12 protein-coding genes are annotated in these 14386 nt (G+C 72.0%); 9 read left to right on the top strand and 3 right to left on the bottom strand.

Going from position 1 to position 14386, the window contains the following annotated elements:
- A partial coding sequence (locus FE633_RS43575) for a DAK2 domain-containing protein (protein WP_138050705.1) occupies positions 1 to 1173 on the top strand: 1173 nt, incomplete at its 5' end.
- 120 nt (positions 1174 to 1293) lie between these two features.
- Here FE633_RS43575 and FE633_RS43570 read toward each other — a convergent pair.
- Both FE633_RS43570 and FE633_RS43565 read right to left on the bottom strand, forming a co-directional pair.
- Complete coding sequence (locus FE633_RS43570; protein ID WP_138050704.1) at positions 1294 to 4323, bottom strand: tetratricopeptide repeat protein; 3030 nt, start codon at positions 4321 to 4323, stop codon at positions 1294 to 1296.
- On the bottom strand, positions 4320 to 6149 hold the full coding sequence (locus tag FE633_RS43565) for an HSP90 family protein (RefSeq protein ID WP_138050703.1): 1830 nt from the start codon (positions 6147 to 6149) through the stop codon (positions 4320 to 4322). Before FE633_RS43565 ends, FE633_RS43570 begins: the two co-directional genes overlap by 4 nt.
- A gap of 162 nt (positions 6150 to 6311) precedes the next feature.
- Between FE633_RS43565 and recG the strand changes: the two genes are divergently transcribed.
- The 8 genes from recG to mutM all read left to right on the top strand — a co-directional run bounded on the left by recG (position 6312) and on the right by mutM (position 13952).
- Positions 6312 to 8525 carry an ATP-dependent DNA helicase RecG gene (recG, locus tag FE633_RS43560; protein WP_138050702.1) on the top strand — a complete coding sequence of 738 codons (2214 nt, stop codon included), beginning with the start codon at positions 6312 to 6314 and terminating at the stop codon, positions 8523 to 8525.
- A gap of 144 nt (positions 8526 to 8669) precedes the next feature.
- A complete protein-coding gene (gene rsmD, locus FE633_RS43555) occupies positions 8670 to 9257 on the top strand; it encodes a 16S rRNA (guanine(966)-N(2))-methyltransferase RsmD (RefSeq protein ID WP_138050701.1) in 588 nt (195 codons plus the stop codon).
- Between the two features lie 26 nt (positions 9258 to 9283).
- Positions 9284 to 9763 carry a pantetheine-phosphate adenylyltransferase gene (gene coaD, locus FE633_RS43550; protein ID WP_212747348.1) on the top strand — a complete coding sequence of 160 codons (480 nt, stop codon included), beginning with the start codon at positions 9284 to 9286 and terminating at the stop codon, positions 9761 to 9763.
- A gap of 122 nt (positions 9764 to 9885) precedes the next feature.
- A complete protein-coding gene (locus tag FE633_RS43545; protein ID WP_138050699.1) occupies positions 9886 to 10992 on the top strand; it encodes an ATP synthase F0 subunit B in 1107 nt (368 codons plus the stop codon).
- Positions 10993 to 11176: 184 nt separating this feature from the next.
- On the top strand, positions 11177 to 11821 hold the full coding sequence (locus FE633_RS43540; RefSeq protein WP_138050698.1) for a YceD family protein: 645 nt from the start codon (positions 11177 to 11179) through the stop codon (positions 11819 to 11821).
- Positions 11822 to 11823: 2 nt separating this feature from the next.
- A complete protein-coding gene (gene rpmF / locus FE633_RS43535; protein WP_028802425.1) occupies positions 11824 to 11997 on the top strand; it encodes a 50S ribosomal protein L32 in 174 nt (57 codons plus the stop codon).
- A gap of 19 nt (positions 11998 to 12016) precedes the next feature.
- On the top strand, positions 12017 to 12919 hold the full coding sequence (rnc, locus tag FE633_RS43530) for a ribonuclease III (protein WP_138050697.1): 903 nt from the start codon (positions 12017 to 12019) through the stop codon (positions 12917 to 12919).
- 139 nt (positions 12920 to 13058) lie between these two features.
- Positions 13059 to 13952, top strand: coding sequence for a bifunctional DNA-formamidopyrimidine glycosylase/DNA-(apurinic or apyrimidinic site) lyase (gene mutM, locus FE633_RS43525; protein ID WP_138050696.1), 894 nt, complete (start codon positions 13059 to 13061; stop codon positions 13950 to 13952).
- Here mutM and FE633_RS43520 read toward each other — a convergent pair.
- Positions 13923 to 14333, bottom strand: a complete 411-nt coding sequence (locus FE633_RS43520) for a winged helix-turn-helix transcriptional regulator (RefSeq protein ID WP_138050695.1) — start codon at positions 14331 to 14333, stop codon at positions 13923 to 13925. The two genes, mutM and FE633_RS43520, sit on opposite strands and share 30 nt — an antisense overlap.
- Between the last annotated feature and the right edge of the window lie 53 nt (positions 14334 to 14386).

Raw genomic sequence — 14386 nt, 5'->3', positions numbered from 1 at the left:
CGGGCGGCGCTCGCGGCCACTCCGGGGCAGCTGGCCGCCCTGGAGCGAGCCGGCGTGGTGGACGCGGGCGGGCGGGGGCTCGTGGCCGTGCTGGCGGCGCTGGTGGAGACGTTCACGGGTGAGGCGCCGGCCGCCGCGGAGGCGGTGCCGGTTCTCGCGGGGCACGCGCGCGTGGAGGCCCCCGTCGGGCAGCCGCTCGCGGATGCGCAGGACTGCGCGGACGGAGCCGTGGCCGTGGAGGGGGGCGGGCCCGCGTTCGAGGTGATCTATCTCCTGGAGGCGGAGGACGCCGCCGTGGACCGGCTGCGGGACCGGCTCGACGGGCTCGGCGACTCGCTCGTCGTGGTCGGCGGGGACGGGCTGTGGAACGTCCATGTACACGTCGACGACGCGGGTGCCGCGGTGGAGGCGGGCGTGGAGGCCGGGCGGCCGTACCGGATCCGGATCACGCACTTCGGGCTCGGTGACGCGCACACGGCGGGCGCCGCCGGGCGGCCGGTCCGTGAGCAGGCGCAGCGAGCGGTCGTGGCGGTGGTCCCCGGGGAAGGCCTCGCCGGGCTGTACGCCGACGCCGGCGCGACCACCGTCCTCGCGCGCCCCGGTGAGCCGCCCGCGAGCGGTGAGCTCCTCGAGGCGATACGACGGGCGCACGCGCGCGAGGTGGTGCTGCTGCCCAACGACGCCGAGCTGCGCCACACCGCCGCCGCGGCGGCCGAGCAGGTGCGCGCGGACGGTGTCAGGGTCGCGCTGATCCCCACGCGTTCCGCGGTCCAGGGGATCGCCGCGCTCGCCGTGCACGAGCCGGAGCGGCGCTTCGACGAGGACGTCGTCGCCATGACCTCGGCGGCCGGCGCGACCCGGTACGCGGAGGTCGCCGTCGCGGAACGCGAGTCCTGGACCATGGCCGGCATCTGCCAGGCCGGTGACATCCTCGGCCTCATCGAAGGCGACGTCGCGGTGATCGGCTCCGACATCACGGCCACCGCCGAAACCGTGCTCGACCGCATGCTCTCGGCGGGCGGCGAGATGGTCACCCTGGTCCTGGGCGACGACGCTCCCGACACGATCGCCGCCCACCTCGAAGCCCGGGTACGCGAGTCCTACCTGGCGGTCGACACCGTGGTGTACCGGGGCGGGCGGCAGGGCGCGCTGCTGCTGATCGGCGTGGAGTAGGCCCACCACGGCCGCGGCACGCGTCGAGCGGCCTCGGCCTCACAGCCTGTCCGGCGCATCCCAGTCGGGCCGGCCCAGGTCCGCCGGACAGCACACCTCGGGGCCTGTCGACGACAGGCCCTAGCCCTCCGCCGCCGTCACGCGCAGCAGGCTCTCCGCCTCCGCCCGCCGGGACACCGCGGTCTCGTCCGTCTCGTCCGGACCATCCGTCTCGTCGGTCCCGTCCGTGCCGTCGTCGGTCTCCGCGTACGCCGCGAGAACCACGCGCGCGCGTGCCACGGCCGCGTCGGGGCGTCCGAGGTCGGCCTCCAGCCAGCCGGCGGCGAGTTCGGCGCCGGTGCGGCTGTGCAGACCGGCGTCGCCGAGCGAGGCGAAGCCCGTGACGGCGCGGGTGACGTGCGCGAGGGCCTCCTCGTACATGACGCGCATCGAGTCGCCGTCGGTGTCGTCGGCCGTGTGCCGTGCGATCAGGTCAGCGAACTGCCGGTGCGTATGGGCCAGTTCGGCGACGAGCTGCCGGCGTGCGTCGTCGTCCTCGGCCTCGGGCAGGGCGGTGTCGCACTCCAGGGCCGCCGTCGCCATCAACGCCCGTGCGGCGTCGAGCCCCGCACCACCCTCATCGCTCACCGCGATCCACGCGCGCGCCCGCAGGGAGCGGACCAGCCCGTGGACGTTGCCGAGGGACCGCCAGAGGTCACCCGCGCGTTCGTAGGCCCGCTCCGCCTCGGCGGGCAGCCCGGCGTGCCCGAGGGCCTCCGCGGCGAGGTGCGCGAGCATCGCGTGGTCGCGCTGCTCCGGCCAGTGCCGGGCGATCTCGGCGGCCTGGAGCCGGCGTTCGGCGGCCTCCCGGTGCTCCCCGAGCTCGGTGAGGCAGTCGCCGAGCCACCACAGGGTCTGCACGATCGCACCGTCGCCGTGCGTGGGCACGGTCAACTCGGGCAGCGCCGACTCCAGTACCTCCGCCGCCTCCGCCCACCGTCCCCGGCGTACCAGGAAGCCGCCGAGCTGATGCCGCGCCCAGGCGCCGAGCGTGGCCCCCTCCCCGGCCTCGTCGGCCCAGTGCGCCGCATCCAGGGCCTGCTCGGCCGCCGACCCGAACTGCCCGGTGGAGCCGAGGACTTCGGCCAGCTGGAGGTGCAGCTGGGCGCGGCCCGTGGCCTCCAGGTACGGGCCTCCGTGCTCCAGAGCCGCCCGGGCCGCCCGCTCGGCGCCCTCGGTGTCACCCAGGTGACGCGCGATTCCGGTGAGCCGGGCCTCGTATTCCACCGCGAACCACGGCAGCCCCGCCGCGACGAACGCCTCGGTGGCCCGCGTCAGGAGCTCCGCTGCCGCCTCCGCGTCCCCGGCGTGCGCCGCGAGCTCGCCGAGCATGGCCTGCGCCTCCGCGGCCCGCGAGGCGAGCCGTACGTCCGCGGTGTGCGGGCCGGAGAGATCCAGCAGCTCGCGGGCCGCGGCCTCGGCGGCGGCGAAGGCCTCACGCGCCCGCGTCCCGGGGCCGGCTCCCGGCGGCGCATCGGCCGCCCCCTCGACCCCGGCGGCCTCGGCGTCGTCGCCCGCATCCGCCTCATGGACCCGCTGCAACAGGATCCGCGCGCGCCCCACGCACACGGACGCCGTCTGCCAGACCCCCGTCCCGCCCTCCGCGAAGAGGGCGCCCACGCGCTCGTACGGCTCGGCGACCGCCGTCAGCGCCTCGTCCGAGCGTCCGGTCAGGGCCAGTACGTACGCCCCACGCGCGCGTGCCGCCAGTGCCTCGCCCGGGTCGCCCGCCTCCGCGTACAGCTCGGCGGCGCGCTCGAACAGCTCCACGCCGTCCGGCCCCAGGCCCATGGCCTCGTGGTCGGCGAGCTCCGCGCGGTCGCGGACGTCCAGCTCGTCCTCCCCGGCCGCCCGCGCGACCGCGGCCCACGCCGCCACCGAGTCGGGATGCAGCGCCTCCGAGAGCCGGCGGGCCTCGGCGAGCAGCGTGGCCAGGTCCGGCTCGCCGACGGGTGCCTGCGGCGCGGGAGCGGGCGCCCGCGCCGCAGGCATGGTCCGCGCCGCACGCACACCCAACGGCAGCCGCTCGGCCAAAGGCTGCCCCTCCATACGCTTCCGGACCTGCCCGCTCACATACGACGTGCCGTTGCGCTCGTCGAAGCGCGCGGCGAGCAAAAGGGCCTCCCCGCGCGCGTGGGCGGCGAGTTCGCCGGCGGTCCAGGTGCGGCCGACCGGCCCGGGCACGGTCTGCGAGCCGAGCCCCAGGGAGGTCAGCCGGTCCATCAGCAGGGCCACCACGGCCAGGAAGTCCATCAGGCTGCGCGGCTCCCCGGAGTCCGTGAAGTACGCCGGGCGCTCCGCCAGCAGCTCCAGGGCGCGCGCCTCGTTGCCGGTGAGCGCGCAGAACTCCACGTGGTCGGCGTACGCGCCCCGCATGCTCTCCATGGGCCGCACCAGCCTGAAGCCCCGCAGATGGTGGACGCGCGCCTCGTCGAGGCGGCCCAGCCGCAGCAGCGGGACCAGAGAGGACGCCAGCGTGGTGTGCGGCTCGTGGGCGCACCCGTGCTCGCCCTCCAGGACCGGCCGCCACAACTCCAGCGCCTGGGCGTCCTCGTGCCGCAGCGCCCGCCACCAGCCCTGGCCGTGCAGCTCACAGGCGTGGCAGTCGGCCATGCTGTCCCGGTCGGCGGCCAGCCACGCGGCATATGCCCGCTCGGCGCGAGCCAGGTCCCCGACATGGGCGGCCACGCTGAACTCGGCGCTGCGCACGGCCCGTTCGGAATGCCCGGCGAGCCGGTAACGGTGCTCCATCTCGCCGAGCCACTTCTCGATGGAGGCGAGCGGAATGTGCGGCTGGCCCAGCATGCCGGACGACATCCACTTGAAGACCCAGTGCAGCGAGTGGGTCTCGTACTCGTCGAAGTCCTCGGGGTGTTCGTCCCACATGCGCAGTAGGCGCGCGAAGGGGACGAACATCTTGTCCTTCTCGGAGCTGTAGTTGTAGACCTTCAGCTGGTGCCCGAGCGCCTCGATCACCGCGAGCGGGATGTCCAGCTTCTCGGCCTCCGAAAGCAGGTGCTCCGCGCGCGCGTTGCGGGCGGGCCCCTCCGGCTGCTCGTAGTTCTCCGCCATCGCCCGGCGCAGCGCGTCGAAGTCCATCGTCTGGCTCATCCGCGGCCGTCCTTGGGGGAGTCGCTGTGTGTGGCCCACTCCAGGAGGCCGATGAACGCACGGTTGAGGAGCGCGGAGTCCGCCGGCCGCAGCGGCCGCTGAGCCATCAGCAGTGCCTGCCCGTAGAGGGACTCCGTGGCCGTCCCGATCAGCTCCGGGGCGTCGAGTGAACTGATCCTCCGGATCAGCGGGTTGAGGTGGTTGAGCACCAGCCGCGCGCGTGGGGCGCTGCCGCGCAGCGAGCCGAGAATGCCCGCCCACAGGTCGTCGGCCTGCTCCTCGGCGTCAGCACGCGCCTGTTCGTGGCGCGCCGCACGGTCGTCCAGGTGCAGCGCGGGCACGGACAGGGGGTGGAAGGCGCGCAGGACCACATCGCAGCCCAGGGGGTCGAGTGTGGCGCGGGCAGTGCCCAGGAAACCCGACAGCGCCAGTTCCTCGGCCGGGTCGACGGAGTCCAGATGAGCGGTGACGGTGTCGGCGTCCAGCTCCGTGACCACGGCGCCGGGACGCACGGTGGGCAGTGCCTCCACGAGCTCGGCGTCGTACGTGTAGCCGCCGTTGATCACCCCGACGCCCTGCGCGGACGCGATCGGCGCGACCTGCCGGTACTCCTCCACGGTCCGCGTGAAGTGCACCACCGGGTGCCGCCGCGCGAACTCCTCCAGGGACAACCGCCCGTCGGTCGTCTCGAAGGGCAGCCACGGCAGCATCGTGCGCAGCATCTCGCTGTCGTGCCGGGCCAGGGACTTCACGCCGAGGTGGTGCACCGACAGGAAGGCCGCCAGCCGCTCCGGATCGCCCGCGGCGAGCCCGGTCAGCCAGGACCTGATCCGCTCGCCCAGCGCCTCCCGTACGGCGGAGAGGGTCTCGTCCTCGTACAGCGACTCGCGCGACGCGGTGGGCCGCAGGCTGTCCGTGTCGAGGACACAGCGCACGAAGAACGCCCAGTCGGGCAGCAGTTGTTCGGCCCGCTCGGTGAGCAGCATGCCCTTCAGGTGCACGCGATGGGCGGCGCGCTGGGCCGGGCTGACCGCGGACGGCAGCACGTGGGCCACACCCCGGATCCCGGCCAGCGGCACGTCCAGCTCGATCGAGTCCAGCGGCGTGAAGCCGAACTGGTCGTGGCAGTGCCGTGCCAGGGCCACCTTTCGGGCGGCGGGGCTCGGGTACGCACGGTCCCAGGGCGCCGGGAGCTCGGTGACCGCCTCGTCGCCCACGCGGACGTCGTACGGCAGCAGCGAGCCGAAGTCCCGGGCCAGCGACAGCACGCGCTCGGTGGCCAGCCAGTCGGCGGCGCCCGGGCGGGCCACCAGGTGCACGGTGGTGCCCGGTTCGAGGCGGGCCTCGTCGGGCAGCGTACGGACCGTGTACGAGCCGTCGTCCGTCGCCGTCCACTCGACGGGCGGAGCGTCGGGCGTACGCGCGCTGCGGCTGACGACGCGGATGCGCTCGGCGACCACGAAGCAGGCCAGCAGTCCGATGCCGAACTGCCCGAGAAAATCCGAACGCGCCGACTCCAGGCCGTCGGCCCGCTTGGAACTGCGGCCGATGGTCGCCAGGAGGCTGTGCACGTCCGCTTCGGTGAGCCCGACCCCGGAGTCCTCCACGCGCAGGGCGCCGGCCTCCGCGTACAGCCGCACCCGGGCGGGCGCGTCGGGCTGCTCGGCGCGCCGGGCGGTGATGGCGTCCACGGCGTTCTGCAACAGCTCGCGCAGATAGACCTTGGGGCTGGAGTAGAGGTGATGGGAGAGCAGGTCCACGAGTCCGCGCAGGTCGACCTGGAACGTATGAGGTGACTGAGGTGCCTGGGAAGTCTGAGAGTCCATCGTCGCAGCGCCGGTGGGGGGACGGGCGACGGCGCGGGGTCGGGCGGTCCCACGAACGGGTGACCGCGAACAAGGCCGGAGCGCGCCATCCTAGGCCCGAAACGACCGGTCTGACCAGCGATTTCCGGGACGTGTGCGGCATTGTCAGTGGTGTGGTGTGCAATGGATCTCGTGCACGCGTTGGATGAACCACTGAGGAAAGTGCTCGGCCCCGCCACCGCGAAGGTGATGGCCGAGTACCTGGGCCTGCACACCGTCGGCGACCTGCTGCACCACTATCCGCGCAGGTACGAGGAGCGAGGGCAGCTCACCCACCTCGCCGACCTGCCGATGGACGAGCATGTGACGGTGGTCGCCCAGGTCGCCGACGCGCGTCTGGTCACCTTCTCGTCGCCCAAGGCGCCTCGTGGCAAGGGCCAGCGTCTCGAGGTGACCATCACGGACGGCAGCGGCCGCCTCCAACTCGTCTTCTTCGGCAAGGGCGCCCACAAACCGCACAAGGATCTTCTGCCCGGCACACGCGCGATGTTCGCGGGCAAGGTCTCCGTCTTCAACCGCCGACTCCAACTCGCCCACCCCGCCTACGAGTTGCTGCGCGGCGACGGCGACCGGGCGGCCGAGGCCGTCGACAGCTGGGCCGGATCGCTCATCCCGATCTACCCCGCCACCGCCAAGCTGGAGTCCTGGAAGATCGGAAAGTCCATCCAGACGGTGCTGCCGAGCGTCCAGGAGGCCGCCGACCCGCTGCCGGACTCGCTCAGGGAGGGCCGCGGTCTCCTTCCCCTCCCCGAAGCCCTTCTGAAGATCCACCAGCCGCGCACCCCAGCGGACTTCCAGAGCGCCCGCGACCGCCTCAAGTGGGACGAGGCCTTCGTCCTCCAGGTGGCCCTGGCCCGCCGCCGCCACGCGGACGCCCAACTCCCGGCCGTCTCCCGCAGACCCGCCCCCGACGGCCTCCTCGCCGCCTTCGACGCCAAGCTCCCCTTCACCCTCACCGAAGGCCAGCGAAAGGTCTCCAAGGAGATCTTCGACGACCTGGCCACCGAGCATCCGATGCACCGGCTGCTCCAGGGCGAGGTCGGCTCCGGCAAGACGATGGTCGCCCTGCGCGCCATGCTCGCCGTCGTCGACGCCGGCGGGCAGGCGGCCATGCTCGCGCCCACCGAAGTGCTCGCCCAGCAGCACCACCGGTCGGTCACGGACATGATGGGGGAGTTGGCCGAGGGAGGGATGCTCGGCGGCTCCGAGCACGCCACCAAGGTGGTGCTGCTGACCGGCTCCATGGGCGCCGCCGCGCGCCGCCAGGCGCTGCTCGACCTCGTCACGGGCGAGGCCGGGATCGTCATCGGGACGCACGCGCTGATCGAGGACAAGGTGCAGTTCCACGACCTCGGCCTGGTCGTGGTCGACGAGCAGCACCGGTTCGGGGTCGAGCAGCGGGACGCACTGCGGGGCAAGGGCAAGCAGCCGCCGCATCTGCTCGTCATGACCGCCACCCCCATCCCGCGCACGGTCGCGATGACGGTCTTCGGCGATCTGGAGACGTCCGTCCTCGACCAGCTCCCCGCCGGGCGTTCGCCCATCGCCAGCCATGTCGTCCCGGCCGCCGACAAGCCCCACTTTCTCGCGCGCGCGTGGGAGCGGGTACGCGAGGAGGTCGAAGGCGGCCACCAGGCGTACGTGGTCTGCCCGCGCATCGGCGACGAGGAGGACACCCCGGGCAAGGGCAAGCCGACGTCCGCCGAGGACGAGGCCGAGAAGCGCCCGCCCCTGGCCGTCCTCGAAGTCGCCGACCAGCTCGCGGGCGGCCCGCTCCAGGGCCTCAGGGTCGAGGTCCTGCACGGCCGCATGCAGCCCGACGACAAGGACGCCGTGATGCGCCGCTTCGCCGCCGGCGAGACGGACGTCCTGGTCGCCACGACGGTCATCGAGGTCGGGGTGAACGTCCCGAACGCCACGGCCATGGTGATCATGGACGCCGACCGGTTCGGTGTCTCCCAACTGCACCAGCTGCGTGGCCGCGTCGGCCGGGGCTCGGCCGCCGGACTCTGCCTCCTGGTCACCGAGATGCCGGAGGCCGGCGCGGCTCGCGCCCGGCTGAACGCCGTGGCGGCCACGCTCGACGGCTTCGAGCTCTCCCGCATCGACCTCGAACAGCGCCGGGAGGGCGATGTTCTGGGCCAGGCCCAGTCCGGCGTGCGCTCCTCGCTGCGCATGCTCACCGTCATCGACGACGAGGAGATCATCGCCGAGGCCCGCGAGGAGGCGGCCGCGGTCGTCGCCGCCGACCCCGGCCTCGAGCATCTCCCCGGCCTGCGCACCGCCCTGGACGCCCTGCTGGACGAGGAGCGCGAGCAGTACCTGGACAAGGGCTGACCAGAGAGCCATGCCGTCGGATCCATGCCGTCGGATCCATGCCGGCGGGCCACAGGGCCCCACGGCGCGCGGCCCGGGGACGGGGGCTGAGACACTGGACCCATCACACCGACCGCACCGAACCGCACCACAACAAGGACAGAGATGACCCGCGTGATCGCCGGCCGGGCCGGTGGACGCCGCCTGGCCGTCCCGCCGGGCACCGGCACCCGCCCCACCTCCGACCGAGCGCGCGAGGGCCTCTTCTCCACCTGGCAGTCCCTGCTCGGCGGCCCCTTGGAAGGGGAGCGCGTCCTCGACCTGTACGCGGGCTCGGGAGCCGTAGGACTGGAAGCCCTGTCGCGCGGCGCCGGTCACGCCCTGCTCGTCGAGGCCGACGCCCGCGCGGCGCGCATCCTCCGGGATAACGTGACGTCGCTCGGCCTGCCCGGCGCCGAAGTCAGGTCCGGCAAGGCGGAACAGATCATTCGCACAGGGGCCCCGACCGCCCCGTACGATCTCGTCTTCCTCGACCCGCCGTACGCCGTCGCGGACGACGATCTTGGCGAGATTCTGCTCACACTCCGCACCCGGGGCTGGCTCGCGGGCGAAGCTCTCGTCACCGTTGAGCGGAGTACTAGAGGCGGCGAATTCCGGTGGCCCGACGGCTTCGAGGCATTGCGCTCCCGTCGCTACGGCGAGGGAACGTTTTGGTACGGTCGCGCCGCCTCTACGTGCGAAGAGGCACGATGAACGGACTGGAGAGCGAGGGACCCAAGTTGCGCCGCGCCGTCTGTCCCGGGTCGTACGACCCCGTGACCAATGGACATCTCGACATCATCGCCCGCGCCTCCAAGCTGTACGACGTGGTGCATGTGGTCGTGATGATCAATCAGTCGAAGAAGGGCCTGTTCACGGTCGAGGAGCGCCTCGAGCTGCTCCGCCAGGTCACCGCCGAGTACGGCAACGTCGAGGTGGAGTCCTTCCACGGCCTCCTCGTCGACTTCTGCAAGGAGCGCGACATCCCCGCGATCGTCAAGGGTCTGCGCGCGGTCAGCGACTTCGACTACGAGCTGCAGATGGCCCAGATGAACAACGGCCTGTCGGGAGTCGAGACCCTCTTCGTCCCGACCAATCCCACCTACAGCTTCCTCTCCTCCTCGCTCGTCAAGGAGGTCGCGGCCTGGGGCGGCGACGTCTCGCATCTGGTGCCGCCGCTGGTCCTGGAAGCCCTGAACAAGCGCCATAGGGAGGCCTGAGGCGCCCGCCGGCCCGACCGTACGGACCTGACAACCCGTCACCCGGTGTCGGATGGTGCGGGAGTGGTCGTACAGTCGATCCGTCCGTCTCCATCACAGCTGTAGAGAGTGGCGAGCACACGGTGGACGTGCAGAAGAAGCTCGATGAGATCGTCGCGGCGGTCGGCAGCGCCCGTTCCATGCCCATGTCGGCCTCGTGCGTGGTCAACCGCTCCGAGCTGCTCTCCCTGCTCGAAGAGGTGCGCCAGGCCCTGCCGGGCTCCCTCGCCCAGGCCCAGGAGCTCATCGGCGGCCGCGAGCAGATGGTCGAGCAGGCCCGCCAGGAGGCCGAGCGGATCATCGAGTCCGCGCACGCCGAGCGCGGCTCGCTGATCTCCGGCACCGAGGTCGCCCGCCGCTCCCAGAACGAGGCGGATCGCATCCTCTCCGAGGCCCGCCAGGAGGCCGAGGAGATCCGCGCGGAGGCCGACGACTACGTCGACTCCAAGCTCGCCAACTTCGAGGTCGTCCTCACCAAGACCCTCGGCTCCGTCGGCCGTGGCCGCGAGAAGCTCCTGGGCACCGGGCCCGGCGTCGACGAGCACGGATACGAGGACGAGGACGCCCCCGAGCGCAGCCACGACCCCGAGACCCTGCGCCGCAACGCGGACGAATACGTCGACGTCAAGCTCGGCGCCTTCGAGGCCGTCCTGGCCAAGACCCTGGAGGCGGTCGGCCGCGGGCGCCAGAAGCTCCACGGCCGCATCGCCACCGACGACCTGGGCTCGCTCACGGACGACGGGGCTCCCGTGCAGCACACCACCGACGCCGAGTACCTGGACGGCCTCGCGGCCCCCGCGGACACCTCCGGCCGCCCCGCCGAACAGCCCCCGGGCGTGCCCGCCCAGCAGCCGTACGGCGGGCAGGACCAGCAGCAGTACGCCTACCAGCAGCAGACAGACGCGTACGCCTATCAGCAGCAGTACGCCCATCAGGACCCGTACGGGTACCAGCAGCAGACCGATCCGTACGGCGCCTATCCGCAGCAGCAGGGATACGGCCAGCAGGCCGCGTACGACCCCGGCCAGGACCAGCAGCAGGCGTACGGGCAACAGCAGCAGCCGCAGCAGCCACAGCAGCCGCATGAGCCCCAGCAGCCGCAGGCCCTCGACGAGACCAGCCTCTTCGACACGAGCATGATCAGCGCCGAACAGCTGCGCCAGTACGAGCAGGAACGCGGCGGAAGCTAGGCCCTGTCCGGCAGGAGGCCTGAGGCTGGGGCTCGCACCGGCACCCCGGCCGCGGGCGCACACCGGATTGGGCCGAGAGCGCAAGGTCCAGTATCCTGGCTCTTCGGTCGCGCGTACGTCCGCGATCCACGCTGCCCGGGAACATCCGGTGCGGCACCCCTGAGCTTCAAGATCGAAAGCAGGAATGGCCCTGAACGCCCGCCTCGACCATCGCAACCCTCTCGTGTTCGACACACATGAGCTGGGGCGACGTCCTGGTGCGCTGCAGCGCCTGACCCGCACGGTCGACGCTCCCAAGGATCTCGGTATCCAGGGTGTGATCGGAGTGCCGGAAGGCGCCCCGGTGGAGCTCGAACTCCGACTCGAGTCGGTCATGGAAGGTGTGCTCGTCACAGGCACCGCCCGTGCACAGGCCGAGGGGGAGTGCGTAAGGTGTCTGGAGCCGCTCGGGCTGGAACTCGAAGCGGATTTCCAGGAGATGTTCTCGTACCCTGACGCCGACGACCGGGGCCGCGTGATCGCGGAACCGGGCGACGACGCCGAGGACGACGAGGACAGGCTCTTCCTCGAGGACGGTTTGTTCGACCTCGAGTCGGTGCTGCGTGACGCGGTGGTGCTCGCACTGCCGATGCAGCCGGTGTGCCAGGAAGACTGCCCGGGTCTGTGCTCCCAGTGCGGAGCGCGGCTCGCTGACGACCCGGACCACCACCATGACGCCGTCGACATCCGTTGGGCGGCACTGCAGGGACTCGCCGGTTCACTCGAAGATGGCGAGAAGGACGAGATGAGCGGCGCCGAAGCGGGCGTCGACGAGAAGCAGGAGAAGTAGCCGTGGCTGTTCCGAAGCGGAAGATGTCGCGCAGCAACACGCGCCACCGCCGGTCGCAGTGGAAGGCTGCGGTCCCCACCCTGGTTGCGTGCGAGCGCTGCCACGAGCCCAAGCAGCAGCACATCGCCTGCCCCGCTTGCGGCACCTACAACAAGCGCCAGGTCCTCGAGGTCTGAGCGGCTGGTGAGAGGCTTCATGTCTGACGCCAAGGCGGATTCGAACGCCAAGAAAAAGGCGGACAACACAGCCTCGTCCCACACGCTTCTGGAAGGGCGGCTCGGGTACAAGCTCGAGTCCGCCCTTCTGGTGCGTGCGCTGACCCACCGTTCGTACGCGTACGAGAACGGCGGTCTGCCGACCAACGAGCGTCTGGAGTTCCTCGGGGACTCCGTCCTCGGTCTCGTGGTCACGGACACGCTGTACCGCACCCACCCCGACCTGCCCGAAGGCCAGCTGGCCAAGTTGCGGGCCGCGGTGGTCAACTCGCGTGCGCTGGCGGAGGTGGGCCGCGGGCTCGACCTGGGCTCCTTCATCCGGCTCGGCCGGGGCGAAGAGGGCACGGGCGGCAGGGACAAGGCGTCCATCCTCGCCGACACCCTCGAAGCGGTGATCGGCGCTGTCTATCTCGACCAGGGTCTCGAGGTGGCGGGCGAGCTCGTCCACCGGCTCTTCGACCCGCTGATCGAGAAGTCCTCGAATCTGGGCGCGGGCCTGGACTGGAAGACCAGTCTCCAGGAGCTCACGGCGACCGAGGGGCTCGGTGTGCCCGAGTACCTGGTCAGTGAGACCGGCCCGGATCATGAGAAGACCTTTACTGCTGCCGCCCGCGTCGGAGGCGTCTCGTACGGCACCGGCACCGGCCGCAGCAAGAAGGAGGCGGAGCAACAGGCGGCGGAGTCCGCCTGGCGTGAGATCCGCTCCGCCGCGGACGAGCGGATCGCGACGGCTCGCGCCAAGGCCGAAGCCGAGGAAGCCGAGGCGACCAAGGCGGCTGAAGCAGCTTCGGCTGAAGCCGAGGCGGCCGAAGCGGAGGCGGCCGAGACGCACGGGACCGCCGGCAGCCCCTCGGCCCCGGCGTCGGACACCACACCGGCCTGACGTCACCGCCCTCCTCGAACCCCCGCCGGGCCTCGGCCCGACGGGGGATTTCGCTTCCCGGGACCGGGCCGATCAGTGTCCTGCCCGACGCGATACGCTGCCGACATCCGTCGTCACCCCCGTGCCTCCGAGGAGCCCCGTGCCCGAACTTCCTGAGGTCGAGGTCGTACGGCGCGGACTGGAGCGCTGGGTCAGCGGGCGGGTGGTCGCCGACACGGAGGTGCTGCACCCACGTGCGGTACGCCGTCACATCGCGGGCGGCGAGGACTTCGGAGCCCGGCTCAAGGGCCACCGGATCGGGCTCGCCCAGCGCCGCGGTAAGTACCTGTGGCTGCCGCTCGCCGACTCCCAGAGCGCCGTCCTCGCGCACCTCGGCATGAGCGGCCAGCTCCTCGTCCAGCCGGAGGGCGCGCCCGACGAGAAGCATCTGCGCATCCGCGTCAGCTTCGCCGACGCCCTGAACACCGAACTCCGATTCGTCGACCAACGCACCTTCGGCGGGCTCTCGTTGCACGCCACCACGACCGACGGACTGCCCGACGTCATCGCGCACATCGCCCGCGATCCGCTGGACCCGCTGTTCGACGACGCGGCCTTCCACGAGGCGCTGCGGCGCCGGCGTACGACCATCAAGCGCGCCCTGCTCGACCAGTCGCTGATCAGCGGCGTCGGCAACATCTACGCGGACGAGGCGCTGTGGCGCGCGCGACTGCACTACGAGCGCCCGACCACCGGTTTCACGCGCCCGCGCGCGGCCGAACTCCTCGGCCACATACGGGACGTGCTGGACGAGGCCCTCACCGCCGGCGGCACCAGCTTCGACAGCCTGTACGTGAACGTGAACGGCGAGTCGGGCTACTTCGACCGGTCCCTCGACGCGTACGGGCGGGAGGGCGAGCCCTGCCGACGCTGCGGCACGCTGATCCGGCGGCGGCCCTGGATGAACCGGTCCAGCTACTTCTGCCCGCGCTGCCAGCGTCCCGCCCGTCTCCCACCGCCGTCCTCAGCCGAGCGCTCCGCGCGCCCCTCCTGACGCGCGCATCGCGTCGTAGCGCTCACGCGCCGCCAGGATCTCCGCCATGTTCCCCTCCACGAAGTGGACGAGGGGCAGTAGCCGCTCGGCGACGCCGCGGCCCAGCGGAGTCAGTTCGTAGTCCACGCGCGGCGGGTTCGTGGGCTGCGCCTCGCGATGCACGAGGCCGTCACGCTCCAGTGCGTGCAGCGTCTGGGACAGCATCTTCTCGCTCACGCCGTCCACGCGCCGACGCAGTTCGTTGAAGCGGAGCGAGCCCTCGTACAACGCCCCGAGGGTGAGCCCACCCCAGCGCCCCGTGACGTGCTCCAAGGTGCCCCGGGAGGGACAGGCCTTGGAGAACACGTCGAACGGAAGATCCGGTCGCTCCGTGAGGTCCATACCTTCAGCGTACTCCGACGCAGCGCTAACCCACAGGTGGCGCTAACCAATGG

The organism is Streptomyces montanus, from assembly GCF_005786655.1.
Taxonomy (GTDB): domain Bacteria; phylum Actinomycetota; class Actinomycetes; order Streptomycetales; family Streptomycetaceae; genus Streptomyces; species Streptomyces sporangiiformans.
This window is presented reverse-complemented; position numbering and strand designations above follow the sequence as displayed.

What these genes read in the sequence shown, in the direction of transcription:
- FE633_RS43570 (WP_138050704.1), bottom strand. Translation starts at nt 4,323, where the DNA reads ATGAGCCAGACGATGGACTTCGACGCGCTGCGCCGGGCGATGGCGGAG.
- FE633_RS43565 (WP_138050703.1), bottom strand. Translation starts at nt 6,149, where the DNA reads ATGGACTCTCAGACTTCCCAGGCACCTCAGTCACCTCATACGTTCCAG.
- recG (WP_138050702.1), top strand. Translation starts at nt 6,312, where the DNA reads ATGGATCTCGTGCACGCGTTGGATGAACCACTGAGGAAAGTGCTCGGC.
- rsmD (WP_138050701.1), top strand. Translation starts at nt 8,670, where the DNA reads ATGACCCGCGTGATCGCCGGCCGGGCCGGTGGACGCCGCCTGGCCGTC.
- FE633_RS43540 (WP_138050698.1), top strand. Translation starts at nt 11,177, where the DNA reads ATGGCCCTGAACGCCCGCCTCGACCATCGCAACCCTCTCGTGTTCGAC.
- rnc (WP_138050697.1), top strand. Translation starts at nt 12,017, where the DNA reads ATGTCTGACGCCAAGGCGGATTCGAACGCCAAGAAAAAGGCGGACAAC.
- FE633_RS43520 (WP_138050695.1), bottom strand. Translation starts at nt 14,333, where the DNA reads ATGGACCTCACGGAGCGACCGGATCTTCCGTTCGACGTGTTCTCCAAG.